Source organism: Pseudomonas oryzihabitans (assembly GCF_014522265.1).
Classification (GTDB): Bacteria; Pseudomonadota; Gammaproteobacteria; order Pseudomonadales; family Pseudomonadaceae; genus Chryseomonas; species Chryseomonas aestiva.
On record NZ_CP017024.1, the window covers coordinates 1,213,543 to 1,234,272 of the forward strand.

22 protein-coding genes, 1 tRNA gene and 1 pseudogene are annotated in these 20,730 nt (G+C 67.4%); 13 read left to right on the plus strand and 11 right to left on the minus strand.

The features are described from left to right. Positions 1 to 26: 26 nt before the first annotated feature. Positions 27 to 102 (plus strand) — tRNA-Phe (locus tag BGI51_RS05620). Positions 103 to 286: 184 nt separating this feature from the next. Here BGI51_RS05620 and BGI51_RS05625 read toward each other — a convergent pair. Next, positions 287 to 625, minus strand: coding sequence for a cupin domain-containing protein (locus BGI51_RS05625; RefSeq protein WP_187980536.1), 339 nt, complete (start codon positions 623 to 625; stop codon positions 287 to 289). Positions 626 to 932: 307 nt separating this feature from the next. On the opposite strand from BGI51_RS05625, the gene BGI51_RS05630 reads away from it, so the two are divergent. Continuing rightward, positions 933 to 1,145 (plus strand): hypothetical protein, encoded by a 213-nt coding sequence (locus tag BGI51_RS05630; protein WP_133861995.1) that lies wholly within the window; start codon positions 933 to 935, stop codon positions 1,143 to 1,145. 211 nt (positions 1,146 to 1,356) lie between these two features. Next, the gene (locus tag BGI51_RS05635; RefSeq protein WP_252977214.1) at positions 1,357 to 1,719 is read left to right on the plus strand and encodes a hypothetical protein; all 363 of its coding nucleotides are present in this window, start codon (positions 1,357 to 1,359) and stop codon (positions 1,717 to 1,719) included. Between the two features lie 235 nt (positions 1,720 to 1,954). Here BGI51_RS05635 and sutA read toward each other — a convergent pair whose 3' ends face one another. The 4 genes from sutA to glnK all read right to left on the minus strand — a co-directional run bounded on the left by sutA (position 1,955) and on the right by glnK (position 4,678). Continuing rightward, positions 1,955 to 2,287, minus strand: a complete 333-nt coding sequence (gene sutA, locus BGI51_RS05640; RefSeq protein ID WP_133861997.1) for a transcriptional regulator SutA — start codon at positions 2,285 to 2,287, stop codon at positions 1,955 to 1,957. Between the two features lie 71 nt (positions 2,288 to 2,358). Beyond that, positions 2,359 to 2,778, minus strand: coding sequence for a secondary thiamine-phosphate synthase enzyme YjbQ (locus tag BGI51_RS05645; protein ID WP_007159806.1), 420 nt, complete (start codon positions 2,776 to 2,778; stop codon positions 2,359 to 2,361). A gap of 172 nt (positions 2,779 to 2,950) precedes the next feature. Continuing rightward, positions 2,951 to 4,291 carry an ammonium transporter gene (locus tag BGI51_RS05650; RefSeq protein WP_133861998.1) on the minus strand — a complete coding sequence of 447 codons (1,341 nt, stop codon included), beginning with the start codon at positions 4,289 to 4,291 and terminating at the stop codon, positions 2,951 to 2,953. Positions 4,292 to 4,339: 48 nt separating this feature from the next. Next, on the minus strand, positions 4,340 to 4,678 hold the full coding sequence (gene glnK, locus BGI51_RS05655) for a P-II family nitrogen regulator (protein WP_003096476.1): 339 nt from the start codon (positions 4,676 to 4,678) through the stop codon (positions 4,340 to 4,342). A gap of 393 nt (positions 4,679 to 5,071) precedes the next feature. Between glnK and BGI51_RS05660 the strand changes: the two genes are divergently transcribed. After that, positions 5,072 to 5,371, plus strand: coding sequence for an accessory factor UbiK family protein (locus tag BGI51_RS05660; protein WP_187980537.1), 300 nt, complete (start codon positions 5,072 to 5,074; stop codon positions 5,369 to 5,371). Positions 5,372 to 5,434: 63 nt separating this feature from the next. Next, complete coding sequence (locus BGI51_RS05665) at positions 5,435 to 6,925, plus strand: YifB family Mg chelatase-like AAA ATPase (RefSeq protein ID WP_187980538.1); 1,491 nt, start codon at positions 5,435 to 5,437, stop codon at positions 6,923 to 6,925. On the opposite strand, the gene BGI51_RS05670 is transcribed toward BGI51_RS05665, so the two are convergent. From BGI51_RS05670 to BGI51_RS05680, 3 genes and pseudogenes are all read right to left on the minus strand, one after another. Then, positions 6,922 to 7,113, minus strand: a complete 192-nt coding sequence (locus BGI51_RS05670) for a hypothetical protein (RefSeq protein WP_027597468.1) — start codon at positions 7,111 to 7,113, stop codon at positions 6,922 to 6,924. The two genes, BGI51_RS05665 and BGI51_RS05670, sit on opposite strands and share 4 nt — an antisense overlap. 127 nt (positions 7,114 to 7,240) lie before the next feature. After that, on the minus strand, positions 7,241 to 9,211 hold the full coding sequence (locus BGI51_RS05675) for a methyl-accepting chemotaxis protein (RefSeq protein WP_187980539.1): 1,971 nt from the start codon (positions 9,209 to 9,211) through the stop codon (positions 7,241 to 7,243). 132 nt (positions 9,212 to 9,343) lie between these two features. Beyond that, positions 9,344 to 10,299: pseudogene (locus tag BGI51_RS05680) on the minus strand (LysR substrate-binding domain-containing protein). A gap of 108 nt (positions 10,300 to 10,407) precedes the next feature. On the opposite strand from BGI51_RS05680, the gene BGI51_RS05685 reads away from it, so the two are divergent. Next, a complete protein-coding gene (locus BGI51_RS05685) occupies positions 10,408 to 11,811 on the plus strand; it encodes a NorM family multidrug efflux MATE transporter (RefSeq protein WP_187980540.1) in 1,404 nt (467 codons plus the stop codon). A gap of 118 nt (positions 11,812 to 11,929) precedes the next feature. Then, entirely contained in the window at positions 11,930 to 12,571 is a 642-nt protein-coding gene (locus BGI51_RS05690; RefSeq protein WP_187980541.1) for a LuxR C-terminal-related transcriptional regulator, read from the plus strand. On the opposite strand, the gene BGI51_RS05695 is transcribed toward BGI51_RS05690, so the two are convergent. Beyond that, a complete protein-coding gene (locus tag BGI51_RS05695) occupies positions 12,564 to 14,195 on the minus strand; it encodes an ATP-binding response regulator (RefSeq protein WP_187980542.1) in 1,632 nt (543 codons plus the stop codon). The genes BGI51_RS05690 and BGI51_RS05695 overlap by 8 nt on opposite strands. Continuing rightward, a complete protein-coding gene (locus tag BGI51_RS05700) occupies positions 14,192 to 14,869 on the minus strand; it encodes a YoaK family protein (RefSeq protein ID WP_187980543.1) in 678 nt (225 codons plus the stop codon). The genes BGI51_RS05695 and BGI51_RS05700 overlap by 4 nt, the downstream gene beginning before the upstream one ends. A 127-nt stretch (positions 14,870 to 14,996) precedes the next feature. Here BGI51_RS05700 and BGI51_RS05705 point away from each other — a divergent pair, with 127 nt between their 5' ends. Continuing rightward, complete coding sequence (locus tag BGI51_RS05705) at positions 14,997 to 15,842, plus strand: EamA family transporter (protein ID WP_187980544.1); 846 nt, start codon at positions 14,997 to 14,999, stop codon at positions 15,840 to 15,842. Between the two features lie 54 nt (positions 15,843 to 15,896). After that, entirely contained in the window at positions 15,897 to 16,958 is a 1,062-nt protein-coding gene (locus BGI51_RS05710) for a serine endopeptidase (protein WP_187980545.1), read from the plus strand. A 9-nt stretch (positions 16,959 to 16,967) separates the two neighbouring features. On the opposite strand, the gene BGI51_RS05715 is transcribed toward BGI51_RS05710, so the two are convergent. Further along, positions 16,968 to 17,762, minus strand: coding sequence for an OBAP family protein (locus BGI51_RS05715; RefSeq protein ID WP_187980546.1), 795 nt, complete (start codon positions 17,760 to 17,762; stop codon positions 16,968 to 16,970). Positions 17,763 to 17,993: 231 nt separating this feature from the next. Here BGI51_RS05715 and BGI51_RS05720 point away from each other — a divergent pair, with 231 nt between their 5' ends. The 4 genes from BGI51_RS05720 to BGI51_RS05735 all read left to right on the plus strand — a co-directional run bounded on the left by BGI51_RS05720 (position 17,994) and on the right by BGI51_RS05735 (position 20,700). Next, positions 17,994 to 18,752: a ParA family protein gene (locus BGI51_RS05720; protein ID WP_187981268.1), complete on the plus strand. Its 759-nt coding sequence runs from the start codon at positions 17,994 to 17,996 to the stop codon at positions 18,750 to 18,752. A gap of 83 nt (positions 18,753 to 18,835) precedes the next feature. Further along, a complete protein-coding gene (locus BGI51_RS05725) occupies positions 18,836 to 19,528 on the plus strand; it encodes an AzlC family ABC transporter permease (RefSeq protein ID WP_187980547.1) in 693 nt (230 codons plus the stop codon). After that, positions 19,525 to 19,836, plus strand: coding sequence for an AzlD domain-containing protein (locus BGI51_RS05730; protein ID WP_133862009.1), 312 nt, complete (start codon positions 19,525 to 19,527; stop codon positions 19,834 to 19,836). Before BGI51_RS05725 ends, BGI51_RS05730 begins: the two co-directional genes overlap by 4 nt. Positions 19,837 to 19,872: 36 nt before the next feature. Next, complete coding sequence (locus tag BGI51_RS05735; RefSeq protein WP_187980548.1) at positions 19,873 to 20,700, plus strand: AraC family transcriptional regulator; 828 nt, start codon at positions 19,873 to 19,875, stop codon at positions 20,698 to 20,700. Positions 20,701 to 20,730: the final 30 nt, after the last annotated feature.

A 20,730-nucleotide genomic window follows, 5' to 3' on the forward strand; every position in this document is an offset into this window, starting at 1 on the left:
GAGAAACGCTTTTAATGCGCCCCGTTGCCCAGGTAGCTCAGTTGGTAGAGCAGGGGATTGAAAATCCCCGTGTCGGCGGTTCGATTCCGTCCCTGGGCACCAAGACAAGCTTCCGGATCCTGCGGGATCTGGAAATCAGAGAAACCGGCCTAGCGCCGGTTTTTTTGTGCCTGCGATTCTTACCCGCTCGCATCCAAAGGCCGAGCGCGCCCTTCACCTGCCGCTCAGGACGCCTTTGCAGTGACCCGAGCCGTTGGTGCCTGGCCGGAAGAGTCCGAGTGTCGCTTCAGGTGGGTGCTGGAGCCCCGTCCACCGCACCGAGATGGATCGCCAGCCACACCGTAGCGATCGCGGGATCGGTGTAGGTCACCCAGTGCTCGGTATCAGCCGGGATAAACAACGTACTGCCCGGTTCGAGCACCACCTCCCGCCCCTCCAAGGCGATCCGTGCAGCGCCCTTCAGCAGCAGCACCCATTCCTCATGGGCCTGCCGCCAGGGCGCCTCCGCCGGCGTCGTCTGGCCCTGGGAGACGATCCGCTCGATGCGGCAGCCAGGTCGCTCCAGCAGGGAGGTGAACACCTCCGCCGCGGAGGCATCGGGCAGGTCGCGAAACAGATTGAGCATGAAGTTTTCTCGCTGGGCCTCGCGCCAGGGCGCGCTAAGGTCGTCCAGACTGCGCCGGTCCGATCAGACGCTCAAGTCTCGCAGGGATCTGCGTCCCCCAGGAGTCGCCATCGTGGCCTCAGGTGCTCTGCCATTTGCGGTAAAGAGTGCGATCCGCCCGACCTTTTCACGAGGTCGTCCCCCGGCGGTAGAGGATTTCGGCGATGATCGAGCGCAGAAGTGGCAGCCTGTTCAGGACGCCGCTCGACCTTGGCTGGCCATCGGGCGCAGCCAGACCTCGCATAAGGCGCACGGAGGCGCTCACTGCATGCCCATCCCCTCGATTCCCCTTGTCGCTCCCACCCTGCCCGGCGTTCTCGCTCAGGAAGCCGTCGCTCAGCCCGGTCCGCTTGCCGTCGAGCCCACCGCACCCTTCTGGCTCAGACTCCTGAACGGCGTCAGCCTCTGGCTGAACCGGTTGTTTCTCGGCCTGGTCATGGCGCTCATCGGTTTTACCTTATGGCACTGGTGGCAGGGATGAAGCGGCGTCTGGATCAGCTGGAGCTGACCATCCTGATGTGCGGCATCGGTCTCTTGGCCATGGCACTCATCGTCGCCGTGGGCATGCAGGGCCTGGACTGGGCCTGAGCCGGCGGGGCGGCCTTACCGGACCTTTACCTGGCCTGACGTCCGCTGACCGCCAAAGGTGTTTCATGGTGACGCGGCCTATCGAGCGCCGCGAGGAGAGCACCATGGCATCGCGAGCGTCGCTGATTCTGCTGTTGACCGCCACCCTGACCGCCAGCAGCCTGGCTGCCGCCTACGAGGGTCCTGACCAGGGGCAACCCTGGGCAAACCACCCCGCGGTGGTCGCCGAGGGCGGCGAATTCCTGCCGGCAGGCGAATTTCGACGGCATCATCGGCATCACCCCTATTACCGCAGGGATCGCTATCCCTACAGCTATTACCAGCCCTACCCACAACCGGGTTATGGCGCCCCCACTGGCGACCGGTACCGCGGGGCTACTACCCCTACCAGCCGGCCTATGAACCCCGACCCTATTACGGTCCGCCCCGCCATTGGTGAACTGCTTGGCATCACGGCGGCGAGATGATGGCCTTTTGCGATGAGCCACACAGGGAGATGTTTGCCATAGGAGCAGAATGCCATCACCCATTAGGCTTTAGGGCGCTGCCAACATGTATGAGAGAGATGATGTAATCTGCATGGCTTGCCTTGCGACCATGGCTGCGGCCTTCACCGGCTTCATCATGGTGATGGTCCTGCTGTAATCGTCAGATAGACGAAACCCCGCCGAGGCGGGGTTTCGAAGGCGGTATGGCAAGGTCCTAGATAGGACGACTGCCATATTTGCTGTCAGGCTTCTTGGGCGGATCGGCGACTACATTGGCGTCGATCTCCTGAACCCTGCCACCACGGGCCAGGAAGTCCTGCATGGCCTTTTCCAACGCATCCCGCTCGCGCTGCTTGGCTTCCACCGAAGGCAGTTCCTCGGGCTCGACTTCACGCTTCTTCTTGGCCTTGCTCCCGGACGCGGGCGCTTCGCTTTCCCCGCTCTCCTCTTGCTCGGCGTCGTCGGTTGCGGCAGCGAAGTCTTCGTTATCGCCCTCTTCTTCCGCGCCTGTCTCCAGGTCGTCCTGCTCCATATCTTCGTCGCTCATAAACCGCCTCCACAGACTTTGGCAAAATCGGACCGCGCGTTTTGACGCGGCCTCCTAAAAAAAATTCCTGGCTATTCGCCTTGCAGTGTCGCGATCAGGCGCCGTGCGCCACCCTGGTCGCGATGCTCGCCCAGATAGATGCCCTGCCAGGTTCCCAAGGCCAGGCGCCCTGCCTGGACCGGTAGACTCAGGCTGCAGCCGAGCAGACTGCTCTTGAAATGCGCGGGCAGGTCGTCCGGCCCTTCGTAGTCGTGTTCATAACCGGCCTGCCCCTGGGGCACCAGCTGATTGAAGAACCGCTCGAAGTCGCGCCGCACCGCTCCATCGGCATTCTCATTGATGGTCAGCGAGGCCGAGGTGTGCTGCAGCCAGAGGTGCAGCAGGCCGATCCGGCACTCGCCAAGCTCGGGCAGTTGCTCCAGCACCTCAGCGGTGACGAGATGGAAACCACGCGCGCGCGCGCGCAGGGAAAAGCTCCGCTGCAGCCACATGAACAACCCCCGCCGACTGACTGGGCGCGCATTCTAGCGCGACGATCGGAAAAGCAAAGCGGTGATTGCACACCGCTGGCGTGCAGTCTAGACACAGCAGGATGGCGGTTGTTCCAGCCGTATGGCGGACATTAAAAAGGCGCCTCGCGGCGCCTTTTTCCAGAGCGGCGGCTTACAGGTTGTAGCCACGCTCATTGTGCAGGGTGAGGTCCAGACCCACGGTTTCCTCTTCCTCGTTGACTCTCAGACCCATGACCACGTCCAGCACCTTGAGGATCACGAAGGTGACGATACCGGTGTAGACGATGGTGAAGGCCACGCCCTTGAACTGGATGAACAGCTGGGCGCCGATATCGGTGACGGTGCCGAAGCCACCCAGGGACGGGGCGGCGAAGACACCGGTCAGCAGGGCGCCGACGATGCCGCCGATGCCGTGCACGCCGAAGGCGTCCAGGGAGTCGTCGTAGCCAAGCTTGCGCTTGAGGCTGGTGGCGGTGAAGAAGCAGATCACGCCAGCGGCCAGGCCGATGATCAGGGCGCCCATGGGACCGGCAGTACCGGCGGCCGGGGTGATGGCGACCAGACCGGCGACCACGCCGGAGGCGATGCCCAGGGCGCTCGGCTTACCGTGGGTGATCCACTCAGCGAACATCCAGCCCAGGGCGGCAGCGGCGGTGGCGATCTGGGTGGTCAGCATGGCCATGCCGGCCGTGCCGTTGGCAGCGGCGGCGGAACCGGCATTGAAGCCGAACCAGCCGACCCACAGCATGGCGGCACCGACCAGGGTATAGCCCAGGTTGTGCGGAGCCATGGGAGTGGTGGGATAGCCCTTGCGCTTGCCCAGGACCAGGGCCGCGACCAGACCGGCCACACCGGCGTTGATGTGCACCACAGTGCCGCCAGCGAAGTCCAGTACGCCCCAGTCCCACATCAGGCCGCCGTCACCGCTCCAGACCATGTGGGCGATGGGCGCGTAGACGAAGGTGAACCACAGGCCGGTGAAGACCAGCATGGCGGAGAACTTCATGCGCTCGGCGAAGGCACCGACGATCAGCGCCGGGGTGATGATGGCGAAGGTCATCTGGAAGGTGACGAAGACGCTTTCCGGGAACAGGGCGGTGGCCGAGGTCACGGCATCATGTTGCAGACTGGACAGGAAGGCCTTGCCCAGACCGCCGATGAAGGAATTGAAGTTGGTGACGCCTTTCTCCATGCCGGTGGTGTCGAAGGCCAGGCTGTAGCCGTAGACCATCCACAGGATGCTGATGAGACCGGTGATGGCGAAGCACTGCATCATCACCGAGAGGACGTTCTTGGCACGCACCATGCCGCCATAGAACAGCGCGAGACCCGGGATGGTCATGAACAGCACCAGGGCTGTCGAGACCAGCATCCAGGCCGTATCCCCGCTGTTGATGGCTGGTGCCGCAGCCGCTTCCTGGGCCATGGCCAGGCCCGGCAGCGCTACGAAAGACATGAGGGCTCCTAGCCCTGCGTAGGTGCGCAGAGTCATCGTTGTTTCTCCTGGGGCTCGTGTGGGGTTGGGCGGTCGGTTAGCGCGTCAGATGGCGTCTGTGTCGGTTTCGCCGGTGCGGATGCGGATGGCCTGCTCGAGATTCACCACGAAGATCTTGCCGTCACCGATCTTGCCGGTGTTGGCGGCCTTGGTGATGGCCTCGATGACGCGGTCGAGCTGATCGTCGGCGATGGCGACGTCGATCTTGACCTTGGGCAGGAAGTCGACGACGTATTCGGCGCCGCGATAGAGCTCGGTGTGGCCCTTCTGACGGCCAAAGCCCTTGACCTCGGTAACGGTGATGCCTTGCACACCGATCTCGGACAGCGACTCACGCACGTCGTCGAGCTTGAACGGCTTGATGATGGCGGTGACTAGTTTCATGAACTTCTCCCGATTGAGTTGACTGGCCCCAGGAAAACAAACCCCGGCCCAAGTCTAGCGCAGTGACCGTCTGTTTAACCGTTGACGTGGTAATCGCCGTGGTTACGGCAGAAGCGGCCAGAGGGCGCCTCTACCCCATGCGCCTCTGACGCCCGTCTCTGCATCGGCAGTAGCAGAAAGCTTGCCAGGTTTGTGAAGGCGTACGGATTTCGGGCGCCAGCCCGCCTGGCGCGCCTCCTGAAGGGGCAACGCTCGGCCCGGCGGGCAGGACTTTGCACCAACAGCGAACAGCTCTGGCACGGGACTGGCACCAAAGCGGTGCAGAGGCGCTGCCCGGGGTGGCACACCCCGCTGTGCTACACTCGCGCCTTGATCCATTGCAGGGGATAAACCATGTCCACGACCCGTTCGCTGTTCGATTCCCTGACTCAGCAGGCCAGCCGGCTGTTCGGTCAGGACTCGCCGCTACCCAAGGCCGAGATCGAGAGCCAGTTCAAGGCCCTGCTGCAAGGTGCTCTGAGCAAGCTCGATGTGGTCAGCCGTGACGAATTCGATGCCCAGATGGCCGTGCTGGCCCGCACCCGTGCGCGCCTGGAGGCCCTCGAGGCACGCCTGACCGAGCTGGAAAAGCCGCAGACCGCCGAGGTCAAGCCGCCGATCACCCCGGCCACGGACGTCGCGCCCGCCGATTGATCCCCAAGGGCGCGCCAGGATGGTGCAGCCCTGAGTCTGGCGAATCACGATCAAGGAGAGATCATGTCGCTTGCCCTCGTTCATACCCGCGCCCAGGTGGGCGTGGAAGCGCCGCCGGTATTGGTCGAGGCGCACCTGGCCAATGGCCTGCCCGCCCTCACCCTGGTCGGCCTGCCGGAAACCGCCGTCCGCGAAGCCAAGGATCGGGTGCGCAGCGCCATCCTCAATGCCGGCTTCGAATTCCCCAGTCGTCGCATCACCCTCAATCTCGCGCCCGCCGACCTGCCCAAGGACGGTGGTCGCTTCGACCTCGCCCTGGCCATCGGCATCCTCGCCGCCAGCGGACAGCTACCGACGCCGGGCCTCGACGGCTATGAATGCCTGGGTGAGCTGGCCCTGTCGGGCGCGGTGCGGGCGGTGCGCGGCGTGCTGCCTGCGGCGCTGGCGGCCCGAGCCGCCGGCCGCATCCTGGTGGTGCCCCGCGCCAACGCCGAGGAAGCCTGCCTGGCCAGTGGCCTCAGGGTGCTGGCGGTCGATCACCTGCTGGAGTTCGCCGGTCACCTGAGTGGCCAGGCCGTGCTGGCCCCCTATCAGCCCAGCGGCCTGCTGCGGACCCCATTGCCCTATCCCGATCTCGCCGAGGTGCAGGGCCAGCAGGCGGCCAAGCGCGCCCTGGTGGTGGGCGCGGCGGGTGCCCACAATCTCCTGCTGGCCGGTCCACCGGGAACCGGCAAGACCCTGCTCGCCAGTCGCCTGCCAGGGCTGCTGCCGCCCCTGGATGAAGAAGAGGCGCTGCAGGTGGCCGCCATCCATTCGGTGGCCGGCCCCGAGCCGCTGGAACACTGGCCGCAGAGACCCTTTCGCCAGCCGCATCATTCGGCGTCTGGTCCAGCGCTGGTGGGCGGCGGCAGCCGACCCGGTCCCGGCGAGATCACCCTGGCCCACCGCGGCGTGCTGTTTCTCGACGAGTTGCCGGAATTCGATCGCAAGGTACTGGAAGTGCTGCGCGAGCCCCTGGAGAGCGGCGAAATCGTCATCGCCCGGGCGCGGGAACGGGTACGCTTTCCGGCCCGCTTCCAGCTGGTGGCGGCGATGAATCCCTGTCCCTGCGGCTACCTGGGTGACCCCAGCGGCCGCTGCCGCTGCAGCCCGGAGCAGATTCAGCGCTATCGCGGCAAGCTGTCCGGTCCGCTGCTGGACCGTATCGACCTGCACCTGACGGTAGCCCGCGAGCACCTGCGGCTGGGCGCCTCAGCGGCCAATGAGCTCACCACGGCGGAGGCCGCGCGCCAGGTGGCCGACGCCCGCGCCCTCCAGCTGGCGCGCCAGGGGCGACCCAACGCCCTGCTCGGCCTCGATCAACTGCACCAGGTCTGCGCCCTGAGCAAGGCCGATCAGCGTTGGCTGGAGGGCGCGGGCGAACGCCTGAATCTGTCCCTGCGCGCCCTGCACCGGGTGGTCAAGGTGGCCCGCACCCTGGCCGATCTCGCCGGCCAGGCCGAGATCCAGCGGCCACAGCTGGCGGAAGCGCTGCAGTATCGGGCGAGTCACTAGGCGCCGGCAGGCGGGCCGTAGTGTCGCGGCGGCTCCTGCAGGCGATCTCGCAGCGCCTGATTTTCCTGGGCCAGCTCGAAGCACATGGCCCGCCACTGGTGGGCCAGCTCGCGATAATCGTCCCGCTCCGCCCGCAGCGTGGTCAGCATGCGTTCGACGGCCTGCACTGCCTCGTTGGATACGCCCATGACACCCTCCTCTTGTACTGTATTTGCATACAGTAGTCAGAGTATTGCAGCCAGGCAAGGGCCAAGGTACGCAGGAATGAAAAAGGGAGGCCTGAGCCTCCCTTTCGCTGCTGCCGGAACGCGCCGGTCAGTTGAACCGACCGACCTCGGCACTCAGGTCTTCCGCCAGATGACGCAGCTCGCCAGCGGTACCGGCCAGCACCTCGGCGGCATCGCGCTGGGCGGCGTTGTCCACGGCGATCGCCTGGATGTTGCGACTCAGGGCGGTGGCGGTGGTGCTCTGCTCGGCGGTGGCCTGGGCGATGCCGGAGAATTGCTCCACCGCCTCGGCGACCTGCTGGTCGATGCTGCGCAGCGCCTGGGCCACGTCGGCGTTGCGCGCCAGGCCCTGTTCCATCAGGCGATTGCCTTCGTCGATGGCGCCCATGGCACGCTGGGTCTCGCCCTGCACCGCGCCGATCATCTGCGAGATCTCGCGGGTGGCCTCACTGGTGCGACCGGCCAATTGCCGGACTTCATCGGCGACCACGGCGAAGCCGCGGCCCTGCTCGCCGGCCCGGGCCGCTTCGATGGCGGCGTTGAGCGCCAGCAGGTTGGTCTGCTCGGCGATCCCGCTGATGACGCCGATGATGCCGCCAATCTGCTGGGAGCGGCCGTCCAGGCCCTTGATGAGTTCGGCGGTGCTGGCCAGGGAATCGGCGATCTGCTCCAGGGCACCCGAGGCGCCCTGCATGGCCTGAGTCCCGGTGCGGGTCTGCTGGGCGTTTTCCTGCACCAGGCGTTCGGTGCGCTGCATGCCGTCGGCGATGTTCTGGGCGGTGGCGCTGAATTCCTCCACGGCGCTGGCCATGCTGTCGATCTGGCTGGACTGCTCGGCGGAGCGTCTCAGGGTCTGGTCGGAAAGCTGGCTCAGTTGCTGGGAACGCTCGGTGACCGCGCGCGAAGAGCCACGGACCTGCTCAACGGTGGAGGCCAGGGCATCGGCCATCTGGTTGAAGCTCTGGGCGAGTTCGCCGATCTCGTCCTGGCTGCGCGCCTCGACGCGCACGCTGAGCTGACCGCGACCCAGGGCCTGGGCCCGCTCCACCAGTTGGCCCAGCGGCTTCAGCTTGTGGCGCAGCAGGACGACCGAGGCGACCACCGCCAGCACCAGGGCGATCAGGCTGCCGATGGCCAGGCGCAGGCCGACGGCGTGCACCGGGGCGTCCAGCTCGGCCTTGGGCAGGGTGGCGACCACGGTCCAGCCTTCGCCGGCGACCGGCGCGCTGACGCTGAGGAAGTCTTCATTGCCGTCCTGCCAGGTGTGTTCGCGCTGCTTGGGGTCGCTCTTGAGCGCGGCGAGCAGTTCGTCATTCTTTTTCGCATTGGCCGGCGGCACCAGCCAGTTGCCCTGCTCGTCGAGCAGGGCCAGGGAGCCGGTCTCGCCGATGCGCAGCTGGGTCAGCTGGGCCAGCTGCTGGGCCTGGGCGTCGGTGTAGTCGAAGCCGACGAAGAGCACGGCGATGACCTTGCCGCCGCCGTCGCGGACCGGGGTGTACTGGGTCATGTAGGAGCGTCCGAACAGCTGGGCGCGCCCGACGTAGTTCTGACCCTGCAGCAATCCGGCATAGGCCGGGTGCTTGCGATCGAGCTGGGTACCGATGGCGCGGCTGCCGTCCTGCTTCTTCAGCGAGGTGGTGATACGGGTAAAGTCGTCGCCATCGCGGACGAAGATGGTGGCGACGCCACCGGTCAGCCGGGTGAAGTCGTCGACCTGGCTGAAGTCGCTGTTCAGCGCCTGACCGGCGAACAGCAGGGCGGGGGCCGTGGCGCTGCCCAGGGGCAGTCGCTCGCCGGCCAGGCTCAGGCCGCCATCGAAGCGGCGCTCGAACAGGTTGGCCAGCCGTTGGGTGCTGATCTTCAGGGTGCTGAGAAAGGTCTGCTGCTGATCGGAGAGCAGCCGGGCCTCGCTACCCAGGTGCTTGCGCTGGGTGCCTTCGATGGACACGCTCAAGGCATGCAGGGCGAACAGACAGCTGCCGGCGATCACGACAATCAGTACCAGACTGAGGGCCAAGGCAAGTTGTCGGGCGATACTACGACGCGGGGAAATGACCATAGGGGGCTCCAAAGCGCCTACATCCCTGTAGGGCAGTACGAATTTGAGGGCAAGGGCGGTATCAGGGACCGACCGCTCTAGGGCGGTCTTCTTGGCGGTTAACTTTTATTTTATCGGCAGAGGTACGATGAACTAAAGCGAATGACAGCAGTCTGGCGCCTTATTTATGGCGAACGACCTCTGGAAGGCTTTGGGATGCCACTTCCCGTTGCAGGAAATCAGCCAGCTGGCGAAGGCGCGCCTGCCCCGGCGATTGCGCGGCCAGACCAGGTAATAGGCATCACCGCTGGCCACCGCCTCGGGCCAGGGCAAGGCAATGAGTCCGGCCGCCACGTCTTCGGCGAGCATCACCAGATCGCCGATGGAAACCCCGTAGCCACGCGCGGCAGCGGCCATGCCCAGCTCCAGGGTGTCGAACACCTGGCCACCACTCAGGGGCACCGCCTGGGTCAGGCCCATGGCCTGCAGCCAGCGGCGCCAGTCGCGGCGGTCGAAGGTGGGATGCAGCAGTTCTTCCCCTGCAGCCGCGCCAGGTCCCAGGCGCCCTCCCGGGCGGCAGCCGGCGAGCAGACCGGCACCAGCCACTCCTCGAACAGCGGCACCACCTCCCAGTCCACCGGGAAGCGGCCGTCGCCGAGCAGTACCGCGCAATCGAAGGGCTCATGGACGAAGTCGACCCGGTCGCTGGCCATCCAGACGCTGGTGAGCTGGATGTCCAGTTGCGGACTGAGCTGGCGAAAGCGCGCCAGCCGCGCCAGCAGCCAGCGCAGCGACAGGGTGGTGGGCGCCTTGAGTCTCAGGGTGCCCTCGGCCACGGCAAGATTGCCACAGGCCCGCGCCAGCGCCTCGAAGCCCTCGCTCAGCCCCGGCAAGAGCAGCTTGCCGGGCTCGGTCAGCGCCAGCTGACGCCCGGCGCGCTCGAACAGGCGGCAGCCAAAGGTCTCTTCCAGCGTCCGCACATGGCGACTGACCGCACTCTGGGTCAGCGACAACTCCTGGGCCGCGCGGGTGAAGGAGCCGTGGCGAGCGGCGGCCTCGAAGGCGCGCAGGGCATACAGCGGCGGCAGACGCGAGGGGTGCTCGGGCATGACTCAGACTCATGGATGGCATGGTTATTTTCCGATTGTGGGCGGCGCGCCCGCATCCAACAATGAGTTCTTGTCAAACGTCGGCCACCTGCTCAGCGAGATCCACCCATGTCTCTGCCGCGTCTCGAACTGCTCGCGCTGTTGCGTCTCGCCCTGCCCCTGATCGGTGCGCAGCTGGCCTATGTGGCCATGGTCTTCACCGACACCCTGATGATGGGCCGCCTGGGCCCGGCAGCCCTGGCCGGTGGCGGCCTGGGAGCGGCGGTCTACTCCTTCGTCTCGGTGATCTGCGTGGGCGTGATCACCGCGGTGGCCAATCTGGCGGCACTGCGCCGGGGTGCGGGGGATACCGAAGGGGTGGCGGCGGTCACTGCGGCCGGGATCTGGATCGCCGGGGTGCTGGCGCTGCTGGCCGGTACCCTGCTGTGGCATATCGAACCCCTGCTGGCCCTGGCCGGCCAGCCCGAAGAGAGTCGTCAGGCGGCCGGCGTCTTCCTGCGCTGCCTGGCCTTCGCCCTGCCCGGCCATCTGCTGTTCATGACCCTGCGCGGCTTCACCAGTGCTCTGGACCGCCCCGGACCGGTGCTGACCATCGTGCTCGGCGCGGCGCTGCTCAATGCCCTGTTCAACCTGGCGCTGCTGCACGGCTGGGGCGGCCTGCCGCAACCCGGGCTGCCGGGCATCGGCGCGGTGACTGCGGTGGTGATGAATGGCGCGGCTCTGGGCCTGGCGTTGTATATCGCCCGCCATCCGGCCTATGCCGCCTATCCTCTGGGTCGCTATCTGCGCCGCCCGGATCGCCGTGCCCTCGCCGACACCCTCGGCCAGGGCCTGGCGATCAGTGGCACCTATGCGGTGGAGGCCTGCCTGTTCCTGTCGGCGGCGCTGTGCATGGGCGCCCTGGGCGCCACGGCGCTGGCGGCCCATCAGATCGCCAATCAGCTGGTGTACCTGGTGTTCATGTTGCCCGCCGGACTCTCCTATGCCACCAGCATCCGCATCGGCCAGCACCAGGGCGCCGGGCGGCCGCGCGAGGCCCTGCTGGTGGGGCGACTGGCCATCGGCGGCGGCGCCCTGGTGATGCTGGGCATCGCCCTGCTGTTCTGGAGCTTTCCCGGCTGGCTGGTGAGGCTGTTCCTGGCGGATGCGCAGAGCCCGGTGGCGGAGCTGGCACGCCAGCTGGTGCTGATCGCGGCGGTGTTCGTCATCTTCGACGGTACCCAGAGCATCGCCCAGGGTGCGCTGCGGGGTATTCGCCAGGCACGCCTGGGCTTCTACGGCGGATTGCTCTGCTACTGCCTGATCGGCGCCAGCGGTGCCTGGCTGCTGGGCGTCCAGCTGGGTATCGGCCCCCATGGCGTCTGGTGGGGTCTGGCATTCGGACTGGCCTGTGCGGCGCTGCTGCTGACCGGTGCCTTCGAGTGGCTGATGCGGCGGCAGCTGGGCGCGGGCGCTGCGGAGGCTGCGCCGGAGCCGCTGGCCGCGCCGCGCGGCCTGGCGCAAAACGGCTGAGCGCCGCGGCGGCCCAAGCGTTTTACCAAGTGGTCCACTTCTGACCGCTGCGCTAGACTAAAGGCTTTGGGCCACCCCGGCGTTGCGACCGGTGTTCCGGGCCCCAGGATAGCCAGAGATGCAACGTTTCATCGTCGCCGACGACCATCCGCTGTTTCGTGAAGGCCTGGTGCGCATTCTGCGCCAGCTGCAGCCACAGGCGCGGGTGGATCAGGCCGACAGCCTGCAACAGGTCCTGGAACTGGCGCGCCAGGGTGAGCCGCCCAGCGGGCTGCTGCTGGACCTGCTCTATCCTGGCCAGGACCTGAGCTTTTCGCTGCGCGCCCTGCGCCAGGAATTCAAGCGCAGCACCCTGATCGTGGTCTCGATGCTGGAAGACGCCACGGTGATCGAACATATCCTGGCAGCCGGTGTGGACGGCTTCATCGGCAAGGCGCTACCGCCGGCTGCCATGGCCGAGGCGATCGCCGACTGCCTCGCCGGACAACCTGTGGTGCGCTATGCCATGCCGAGCCTGGCCCCGGTCAACCTGACGCCCGATAACCGGGTGCAGGCGCTGACGCCGCGGCAACTGGAGGTGCTCGGCCTGATCACCCAGGGCCTGAGCAACAAGGAGATCGCCCGGATCCTGGCCATCTCGCCCTTTACCGTGCGCATCCATGTCTCCGCCCTGCTGCGTACCCTGGGCGTCAGCAGCCGCGCAGCGGCGGCCGCCTTCGGCGCCAAGGCCGGCCTTGGCTCCCAGCGCTCACTCAGCTAGCCGCGACACGAAAGGCCAGCAGCAGGGCGCGCAATTCCGCCGGTCGCACCGGCTTGGCCAGCACCGGGATCTCGGCGTCGCCCAGCGCCTGCTGGACCTGGGGAATGTCATGGCCGGTCACCACGATGGCCGGGATGCGCCGACCCTGCAGCCGATTGAGATAGGCGATGCAATCGGCACCCGAGGCGCTGCGATCCAGATCGAAATCGGTGATCACCAGGTCGCAACTCACGGCGCCGGAGGGGATGCTGGTGGCAGTGGTGACCTCGCAGCCCCAGCTGCGCAGCAGGGTCGCGGTGGCCAGCAGCACGTTGGCGTCGTCTTCGATGAGCAGGATCCGCCAGCCGGCGAGCAGGTGCTGGGGGCCGCTCACCGACCGTGGGCGCACCTCCAGCGGCAGGGTGGCCAGCGGCAGGCCCTGGAGCGCGACCGCGGTACCGCAGCCGGGGTGCGAACGGATGGTCAGCCGCAACTCGAGCAGGGTGGCGATGCGTTGCACGATGGACAACCCCAGGCCGACGCCCTCGATGTCGCGATCGCGCGTTTCCCGCACCCGATAGAATTCCTCGCACAGGTGCGGCAGGTGCTCGGCGGCGATGCCCGGCCCCTGGTCGTAGACCACCAGGGCGAGCTGGCCCTGGCGGCGGCGCACCGCCAGCAGCAAGGGCTTGCCGGGCGCGTACTTGAGGGCGTTGGACAGCAGATTCTGCAGCGAGGTGAGCAGCAGCGCCGGGTCGCTGTAGACCTGCAGGCCACAGGCACGCCAGCGAATCTCCACCCCGGCCCAGCGCGCCGCCTCGGCGTTCTGCCGCACCAGGTCGCCGAACAGGGTATCCAGATCGACCACCGTGCGCCGCGGACTGACCTGCTTCTGATCGAGGGTGTAGATGTCCAGCAGCGAACGGAACAGCTGCTCGACTCCGAGCAGCGAGCGGTCGATGTTGTCGACCAGCCGCTCCTGATCGGCGCTCAGCTGGCCATCGCGCAAGCAGGCGGTGAACAGGCCGATGGAGTGGATCGGCTGGCGCAGGTCGTGGCTGGCCTGGGCCAGGAAGCGCGCCTTGGCCAGGTTGGCCGCCTGGGTCTCGTGCAGCGAATCCTGGATGCGGGTCAGCAGAAAATACACGTAGCCGGGCACCAGCAGCGCGGTCACCAGCATCATCAGGGCCACCGTGGGATAGCGCTGCAGGAAGGGCATCCCGGCGATGATGGCGGTCAGGGCGGTCAGCGACAGCCCGGTGGCCAGCAGCAGGTAGCCGCGCCCATAGCGCAGGCCGTTGCCCACCGTGACCCAGAGCAGCACGCCGAACAGTGGCAGCAGGGCCTCGCCGCTGGTGATGGAGGAAAAGGTGATGGCGCTGAAGTCCAGGCTCATGGCCAGCAGGCGCCGCCAGGGCTTCACTCCCGGCCGCCGGCGGATCTCGAGGAACAGGCCGACGGCCGCCACGGCGAACAGGGCGTAGCACAGCAGGTTGGCCAGCAGGATGGACGTGTCGAACAGCCCCCAGGCCCAGGCGCCGATGATGTAGGCCGAGGCCGGCAGGATGAAGGCCAAACGGACCTTGGCCTGACCAAGTTCGGGATCGCGGGGGCGGACGCCCAGGGTCTGGGTCGCTGCGTTCATGAGGCCAGATAACCCAGTTGCCAGGCTCGCGGGATCAGGCGAAAGATCACCGCCAGGATGGCGGCCAGGGCCGCGCTGGCGTACCAGGCCGCCAGGCCCAGTCCCGCCTCCAGCGCAGCGCCCAGCACCCCGCCGAGCAGCATGCCCAGCCAGGGCACCAGCTGGATGCGCCAGCCGCGGCGGCGTTCGCCCAGCAGCCAGTGACCCAGGCCGCGTCCGAAACGCGACAGGGCGCCGGTGACATAGGTGAGGCCGATGGGCTGGCCATAGACCTGCTCCACCACCGCATTGACCATGCCCATGGCGAACACCCCGGTCAGCAGCGCCAGGTGGCCCAGGGACAGGCTGGCCGCCAGCCCAAGCAGCAGGGCCAGCAGGCCGAGCAACAGGCAGGCGCGCTGGCGGGTCAGCCGCTGCAGCAGCACACCGCCGGCATTGCCCAGCACGAAGGTGCCGATGGCCAGCGCCAGGTGCCCCGCGGCGGCCCAGCGGCCTGCCGCCACATCGGCAGCGAGACGGGTGGTATTGCCGCTCATGAAGGAAACGAAATCGCCGGTGGCGAGAAAGCCGATGGCATCGGTCATGCCGGCCAGCAGCGACAGGCCGGCGACCAGCGCCAGGCCGACCGCGCCATGCCGTGGTGTCACGGGCGGAAGAGAAGCAGAGGGATTCATGGCAGCCATCCTGGCGCGGCAGCGAAACACGGCTGCCAGTGTGGAACGTCCAGAGTTCCGGCGCCATGGGCGGCCTCCTGGAAGGCGCCCTGGGCTAGACTGATGGACCCGCCTGGCCGGAGGCCTCGTGACCACGCCCCTGTTCGCCCTGGTACTGCTCGCCGCCCTGTTGCACGCCGGCTGGAACGCCCTGCTCAAGATCGGCCTCGATCGCTTTCTCACCGCCAGTCTGATCCAGATCGGCGCCGGTCTTGCCGCCCTGCTGGCGCTGCCCTTCGTCGCCCTGCCGCCTGCCGCGGCCTGGCCCTGGATCGCCCTCTCCGCCCTGCTGCACATCGGCTACAACGCTTTTCTCGCCCGGGCCTATCGCTATGGCGATCTCGGCCAGGTCTATCCCCTCTCCCGCGGCAGCGCGCCGTTGCTGGTCAGTCTGGTGGCCTTTCTCGCCCTCGGCGAACGGCTCTCGCCACCCGCCCTGCTCGGCCTCGGCCTGCTGGTGACCGGGCTCGCCCTGATGGCGCTACTCGGCGCTCGGCGCGGCACGCCACCCAGCCTGGCGCTGCTGGCCTGCGCCTTCACCACCGGCAGCTTCATCGCCGCCTATACCCTGGCCGATGCCCTCGGCGCCCGCGCCAGCGGCAATGCCGTGGCCTATGCCCTCTGGCTGTTCGCGGTCAACGGCGTGGTGGCGGCGCTGGTCCTGCGGCTGAGCCGCGGCGCCGCGGCCTTCGCCGGGCTCGGTCCGCACTGGCGCGCCGGGCTGGCAGGCGGGGTCATGTCGATGCTGGCCTACAGCCTGGTGATCGTCGCCACCACCCAGGCGCCCATCGGCCTGGTCTCGGCACTGCGCGAGACCAGCGTGCTGTTCGCCCTGCTGATCGGGGTCTTCTGGCTGCATGAAAGCCTGCCACTGGGCCGCATCTGCGCCGGCCTGGCCATCGTCGCCGGGGTGGTGGCGATCAAGCTGGCCTGAACGGAGCGCCGCGGGAGCGGCTAAGCTGAGCCTTCTTTCGACCAGGATGGACCCATGGGCAAATCGCTGCGACTCTCGGAAAAATGGTTCAACCGCGGCCTCTGGCTGCTGGCGCTGGTATTCGCCGGCTTTCTCATCGGCCTGGGCGGCACCCTGGTCGGCGATCTGCCCCAGGTGGAGCAGCAGCAGCGTCTAGAAGACTTCATGGACCCCGCCGCCACCGCCGCGGCCCGGGAAGACCAGCGCCAGGCCCAGCTGGCCAGTCGTCAGGCCAGCGACGCCCTGGAACAGGCGCAATTGCGGCAGACCGCGGCCGCGAGCAGCTACCAGGCCAATCGCGAGACCTTCGACAACTGGCTGGCGACCCGCCAGACCACCCAGCGCCCCGAGCAGGATGCCGAACTGATCGCCCGCAGCCGCGCCCTGGACGAACTCAAGGCCGGCGAGCGGGTGGCGGAGCAGGAGGTGGAACGCCAGCAGCAGGCGCTGCTGGATGCCGAGCAGCGCGCCGACAATGCGCAGCGCAGCCTGGCCACCTTCGGTGAGTCGGCGCAGTCGGCCTGGCTGGAGGCGCGCCAGCAGGCCGAGCTGCGGGTCTTTCTCTATCGCCTGGCGTTGACCCTGCCCCTGCTGGCGGTGGCGGCCTGGCTGTTCGTCCGGCAACGCAAGAGCACCTGGTGGCCCTTCGTCTGGGGCTTCATCTTCTTCGCGCTGTTCGCCTTCTTCGTCGAGCTGGTGCCCTATCTACCCAGCTATGGCGGCTATGTGCGCTATCTGGTGGGCATCCTGCTGACCGTCCTGGGCGGGCGCTACGCCATCCGTGCCCTGCAGGACTATCGTGCCCGTCTGGCGCTCAAGGAAGCCCAGCCGGACACCGTGAGGCGTGAAGAGCTGCACTACGACACCGCCCTGGCGCGCCTTGCCAAGGGCGTCTGCCCGGGTTGCGAGCGACCGGTGGACCTCAAGGACCCGGGGATCGACTTCTGCCCCCATTGCGGCATCGGCCTGCACGACCACTGCGGCGCCTGCCAGACCCGCAAGAGCGCCTTCGCACATTTCTGCCACGCCTGTGGGACGGCGGCGCGTGGGCCCGAGCGTCTGGCGGGCGCGCCCTGATGGCGGGCCTCAGGGCTTGTTCGAACTGGCGTTGATGCCCTTCTCGGTGTGCTCGCCGGCGTGCTTGTGCAGCTGGCCGGTGGGGTCCTGCAGCTGGATGACCCTGCCCTGCTGCCAGGCATCGGCGCCGGGGACGACCGTGGGCGTGGGCAGATCGGCGCGGGCGGCCTTGGTCTCGGTGGAGGAGACGCCCAGGCGGCGGTCACGCTCGGCGAGCAGCTTGGGATCGAGCTGGCCATCGGCGGTGAAGCCCATCATCAGCTGGGGCACGCCCAGCGGCAGCTGCAGGTCCTGATCGGTATGCCAGGTGTGCCAGGTCTTGCCGTAGGTATGCACCAGCTTGTCCATCAGCCGGTGCTCGGCCACCTGGGGCACGCCGGGCGCGACCAGCTGACCCGACTTCACCTCGTGCACATGGCTGTGCCAGAGCGCCTGCTCGGCCGCGGGCAGGGTCTTGAACAGCCGCTCGCTGATGATGTACTCGACGCCCATCAGCTTGGCATCGGCGACATTGCCGTCGTAGATCACGCACTGGAACATCTCTTCGCCCAGGACGCTGCAATAGTGGTGAGCTTCCATCTGGCTAGCGGGGTGGCCGTTGTAGAAATGGAAGCCGTCCAGATAGGTGTTGAGGGCGGCGATGGGCGGCTTGCGCTGCAGCACGTCGGCGCCGGCTTCGAGCACTCGGGTATCGGTCTGGGCGGGGGTACCCGGCACCGGTACCGGCGACTGGGTATCATTGGCGGCCTGGGTCAGAGGGGCGCAGGCGAGCAGCAGCAAGGCAGGGAGTCGGCGGGTATTCATGGCGGATTCTCGACGGGAGCTTGCCGAGTTCGAAGGCCGGGCAGACGCCAAGGTTCCACCGCTGCGCTAGGCTCGTCATATGAATGTCATGCAACGGCCATAAATTCGTCATCGTCTGCGCCTGGCCTTTCGGTATAAGCGAAACGCCACCGCCATACCTTTGCACCTCTGGCCTCTTCTCTCTGTCGGGACGACTCAATGAACGCACACAGCTCTCCCTCTGGTCATGCCCTGCGCCGCGTGGTCTTCAACAAGAAGGGCGGTGTCGGCAAGTCCAGCATCGCCTGCAACCTGGCGGCCATCAGCGCCCACGAAGGCTATCGCACCCTGCTGGTGGATCTCGATCCCCAGGCCAACTCCAGCCAGTACCTCACCGGCCAGGTGGGCGACGACCTGCCCCACGGCATCGCCGACTTCTTCAAGCAGACCCTGAGCGGCGGCAAGAAGGCCCAGGCCAACATCCATGCCACCGCCTGGCCGAATCTGGATCTGATCGCCGCCTCCGGCGAGCTGAGCGAGCTGCAGTTCAAGCTCGAAGCCAAGTACAAGATCCAGAAGCTCGCCAAGTACCTCGACAAGCTTGGCGAAGACTATGACCGCATCTACCTGGATACCCCGCCGGCGCTGAACTTCTACAGCATCTCGGCGCTGATCGCCGCCGACCGCTGCCTGATCCCCTTCGACTGCGATGTCTTCGCCCAGCAGGCGCTGTACGACCTGATCGAAGAGCTGGAGGAGATCCGCGAGGACTACAACGAGAAGCTCGTGGTCGAGGGCATCATCATCAACCAGTACCACGCCCAGGCCAGCACCCCGCGCCAGCTGATCGAGGAACTCCAGGCGCGTGATCTGCCGGTACTGGCGGCGCCGCTGATGTCGTCGGTGAAGATGCGCGAATCCCACCAGCAGCATCGTCCGCTGATCCACCTGGACCCAGGCCACAAGCTGACCCGGCAGTACCTGGAGCTGTTCGCCCTGCTGGAAGGCTGAGGGCGCCACAGCGCAAGAACGTTCAAGACGGCGGCGACGCGGTGCGGCACCCTGGGCATCCCCTGCCTTCCGGAGCCCTGCCGATGACCGCTTCCCGCCGCCGCGCCTTCCTCCAGGGCGCCTGGCAGATCATGCCGCTGTCGCTGGCCTGCGCGCCCTGGGGCATCTTGGTCGGCGCCCTGGCCATCGAGACCGGACTCAGCGTGCTGGAAGGCCAGGCCTTTTCCCTGCTGGTGTTCGCCGGGGCGGCGCAACTGGTGGCCCTGGGCATGCTCAAGGCCGGCGCGGGCCTCGCCGCCATCCTGCTGACCACCCTGCTGCTGACCTCCCAGCACCTGCTCTATGGCCTGCACATGAGACGTGTCCTGGCGCCCCAGCCGCTGCCCTGGCGGCTGGGCTTCGGCTTTCTGCTCACCGACGAATTCTTCGCCCTGAACCATGCCGAACAACCGGCCGGCTTCGACCGCTGGCGCGCCCTGGGCATGGGCCTGAGTTTCTATCTGCTGTGGAATCTCTTCACCCTGGCCGGGCTGCTGCTGGGGCGGGTGCTGCCCAATCTGGGCGCCCTGGGCCTGGACTTTTCCATCGCCGCCACCTTCATCGCCCTGGTGGTGCCCCTGGTACGCGACCTGGCCACCGTGGCCTGCGTGCTCATCGCGCTGCTGGTGTCGGTGTGGCTGCATCACCTGCAATGGCAGGGCGCCCTGGTGCTGGGCGGCCTGGCGGGGATGAGCGCGGGCTTCGGGGTGCGCCGCCTGCGGGAGCGCCTGCAATGATCCTTGCCACCGTGCTCGGCATGGCCGTCCTGGTCTTCTGCAATCGCTATCTCTTTCTCGAACCGCGCCTGCCGCTGCGCCTGGGACGCAATCTGCGCACCTTCCTGGAATTCGCCGTGCCCGGGATGCTCACCGCCATCTGCGGCCCCATCCTGTTCTCCGGCGAAAGGACGCTGGCCGCGACCCTGGTCGACCCTTACCTGCTGGCGGCCCTGACCGCGGTGGGGCTGATGCTCTGGACGCGGCGGGTGCTGACCACGGTGATCCTCAGCATGGGCGTGTTCTACCTGCTACGCTGGCTCCTCTAGCGCCAGGATGGAACCGATCGGTGCCACGAGAGAGCCATGAACGGACAACAGGAAAACGCCCGCCTCTGGTCGGCCCGCGGGCTGGGCGGCGTCGAGCTGCTGCACGCCCGCTATCGCCGCCAGCGCTTCGCCCCCCATGTGCACGAAGGCTATGTGCTCACCGTGATCGAGCGCGGCGCCCAGCGCTTTAGCCACCGCGGCGCCGAGCACCTGGCCGCGGCCGGCAGCATGGTGCTGATCAACCCGGACGAGTTGCACACCGGTGCGACAGCGGTCGAGGAAGGCTGGCAGTACCGCGGCTTCTATCCGACGCTGGCGCAGCTGATGCCGGTCTTCGCCGAACTGGGATGCCCGATGGACGCCACCCCGGCCTTCGCCACCAGCGTGCTGCACGATCCCCAGGTGAGTGCGGCCTTCAGCCAGCTGCATCGGTTGGCCGACCATGGCGCCGAGGCGCTGGAGCAGCAGACCGCCTGGCGTGAGGCGCTGCTGTTGCTGTTCGGCCGCCACGCCTGCCTGGGCACTATCCCGCAGCCGGGTCGAGAACCCCTGGCGGTGCAGCGCGCCCGCGAATTGCTCGGCCAGCGGTTGCAGCAACCGCCCAGCCTCGAAGAGCTGGCCCAGGCCGTGGGGCTGTCGCCCTTTCATTTCCTGCGGGTGTTCCGCCGGGCGACGGGCCTGCCGCCCCACGCCTGGCTCAAGCAGCAGCGCCTGACCCGCGCCCAGGGCCTGCTGCGGGCCGACTGGGCGCCCCTGGACGTGGCCCTGCAACTGGGCTTCGCCGACCAGAGTCATCTCACTCGCCAGTTCAAGCAGGCCTACGGGGTGGCACCGGGCGCCTATCGCCGCGCCTGGCACGGCTAGCCGGACACCGACGAACGGTCCTGGCCGCTG